Annotated in this window: 1 protein-coding gene; it reads right to left on the reverse strand. The window is 38.8% G+C overall.

The window, feature by feature from the left end:
* Positions 1-3,366 (reverse strand): T9SS type B sorting domain-containing protein (locus tag H7350_RS16970; RefSeq protein ID WP_204347119.1); only part of this gene is annotated, 3,366 nt, incomplete at its 5' end.

The following is a 3,366-nucleotide window of genomic DNA, read 5'->3' on the forward strand; positions in this document are numbered from 1 at the left end:
TTATCTTTTCAGGGTAAAATGGGCTTTAAATTCTTTACGATTTTCTAAATTATTAGGATCATTGTACTCTACAACAAACCAATAATCGCTGGTTGGCATCTCATTACCATTATAGGTACCATTCCAACCTTCTCCCGTTGGACTGAGTTGCTTAAGTAGCTTTCCGTATCTGTCAAATATATAAATTTTTGCGTTTATTTGACTATTATCTGGAAAGCTTATCTTCCAGGTATCATGATATCCATCTCCGTTAGGGGTAAAGAACTTTGGATAGTCCATTACAATCACCTGATCACTAGCTTCTCCACAACCATTCTTATCTCTGGCTGTTACTACATGCTCGCCTATAGAAACATCTACAAACAGTGGCTCATCCTGCCATGGACCTCCATCTAAATTGTACTCATAATCTCCAACACCATCTACACTAACCTCTATCACATGGGTGTCTGCAAATGCCTCTGTCGTTACCGTAGCTATCACCTCTGGTGGATCACTCTCTATAACCTCTGTTGAATCACTACTCTCACACATCGTATTTGGTGAACTACTCGCATCAACGACAGTTACACTATATGTTCCTCCTTCACTCGGCATGTAACTCCCTTGTGTGGCGCCTGTGATTTCTGTTCCGTTTAAAAACCATGTAAAGCTATACTCTGGCGTAGTTAAACCTGTATCTAATACTGGTGCATTTAATACCTCACTTCCATTTGTATCTACACATAGGATATAACTATCCTCTAAATCAAACACTGGTAATGGATTCACCTGAAGCGTTAATGGCGCTACTGCATAACAAATAGAAGTATCCATACCTGCTCCATCTGGTGTATCATTATCTACACGTGCCCATATCACCTGAGGATTAACTAAATTCTCATACAATAATGGTAATGGATTAACTCCTAACTCTGCATCTGCCTCACTCTCATAATAACTCACAATGTAATTCAATGGGTCTTGACCATCGAGTATCAAATCATTCTGAGTCGCTAAATCAAACTGTGCACTATTATTTGTTGGGTCATTATCATCATCCATCTCATCATCACAAATCTCATAAACAATCGCTTCCATATCACTATTAGCCTCTGCTGCTTCCTGTACCTCCACATTAAAACTAGGTGTGCTTATTGAACAACCTGTGTCATTATTTGTAATCGCTACAAATATCTGTTGTGGATTACTTGTGTTGGTATACGGACTCACTAAAGCATTCATTAAATCATCTGCATCTTGCTGTGTCGCATGGTAAGTCACTGTAAATAACGTCGGATCTTGACCATTTAGTATCTCTGCATCTTTTTGAGTTAAATCAAAATCATAGAACCCATCATTATTAAGCTCACAAGCGATGAAGTCTGTTACTGCAATAACATCTGGTAATGGATTTACAATCAGTGTAAAATCTACAACCGTATAACATCCTGTGATATCGTTAGTTACTCGTACATAGATAACCTGTGGTGTACTAGTATTAGTATACATCGTTGGGTCTGCTATAGCATTTATCCCCTCTTCTGCATCTTCTGCACTCTCATGATAGGTTGGGGTAACTCCTACTTCACCATTGAGTAATAACAACTCATTAGTGGTTAAATCAAAGACTTCCTCCATATCTCCAGGATTGATATCATCACATAAAATCAGTTCTGGTAACACACTTGTTGGTGTTGGGTTGGGTAGTACTCGAATCGTTAAAGTCGTTTGATCGGTACATCCTGTATCTGTATCGGTTACTACAACATAGAGTGTTTGCGGGTTTGCTGGTGCTCCTCCAATAGAGGTATTGGTATACGCCTCTGCATCTACTGCATTCTCTTGTGCATCTGCATCGGCTTGAGTCTCATAATAGCTCACACTCCAACTTGCCTCTCCTGCTGTTATCTCATTATCCTTTAGTGTTAAATCAAAAATGGTAAGCTCATCTGCTATCTCGTCATCACATAACTCTAATGGTGTTGGCTGTACTGCTACTGGTGGTAACTCTACTCGGATATCAAACATCCCTGTATCTACACAGCCATTAACATCACTTACCAATCGTACATAAATCGTCTGTGGATTACTCGTATTGGTATAGTTACCAACATTAGCTATCGGGTTGTTTCCTGTTGCAGCATCAGCCGCTGTAACATGATATGTTAATGTAACATCAGATTGTCCGCCTATGATTTCTGCATCTTTGGTTGTTAAATCAAATTGTGCAATCCCATCTGAATTGGTGTCACAAATCACATAATCATCTATCTCTACAGGAACCTCTGGAGATTCTAACACTCGAATCGTTAATGTTTCAGAAGCATTATAGCATCCTGTAACTGTATTGGTCAATCGGATGTAAATCACCTGCTCATCCATAACAATATTGGTGTAAGGACTTGTTAGAACATTATCACCTGTCTCTGCATCAGATTGTGTCTCGTGATAGGTCACTACAGTATCTAATTCACCTCCTATAATCTCTAAAGTACGCTCTTCTAAATCAAAACTCGCAAATCCATCATTATCATCATCACACTCCTCTAAATCCATTGGTGCCGTTGGCGATGGAATTGGGTTAACTCGTAATAATATCGTTGCGGTTGTACTTACAAAACATCCGGTAACATCATTGGTAGCTCGCACAAAAATAGTTTGAGGATTTACGATATTGGTATACGGACTTGTGATTGGGTTTGTACCATTATCAGCATCGGCTTGAGTCTCATAATAGGTTAAACTTATTCCTGTTTGACCGTTTAATATCTCATCACTTGCATCTTCTAGCATAAACGATTCCATCTCATCGCCAGGATTATTATCATCACACAACTCTAATGGTGATGGTTGAATAAGTACCGGTAATGCATTTACAATTAACTCTAACGTGGTTAATTTATAGCATCCCGTAATATTATCTTCTACTCGAACCCATAGGGTTTGATTAAATGCTGTCGTATTGGTATAATTTGCAGGGTTCGCTATCGCATTTATAGGTGTGTCTGCATTAGCCTCATTCTCATAATACGTTACTGTATATTGTGTAGGATCTGCTAAATTCTGTAAAATCTCTGCATTCTTACTCGTTAAATCAAACTGTCCAAATCCATCTGCTGACAAATCATCACAAATCTCCAATGCCGTTGGAGCTGCTCCTAATTGAGGAGTAGGATTTACAATTAAAACCAATTCTACTAAAGTGGCGCAGTCTGTCGATATCGTTGAACTCTCTACACGAACATAAACCGTTTGCATATCTTCTACGATATTATTATATGGACTCGTTAAGGCATTTACATTATTATCTGCATCTGCCATAGTCTCATGGTAACTCACCGATAAACTAGGATCGCCTCCTGTTATCTCTATGTCTTTACTTGT

Source organism: Psychroserpens algicola (assembly GCF_014526325.1).
Classification (GTDB): domain Bacteria; phylum Bacteroidota; class Bacteroidia; order Flavobacteriales; family Flavobacteriaceae; genus Psychroserpens; species Psychroserpens algicola.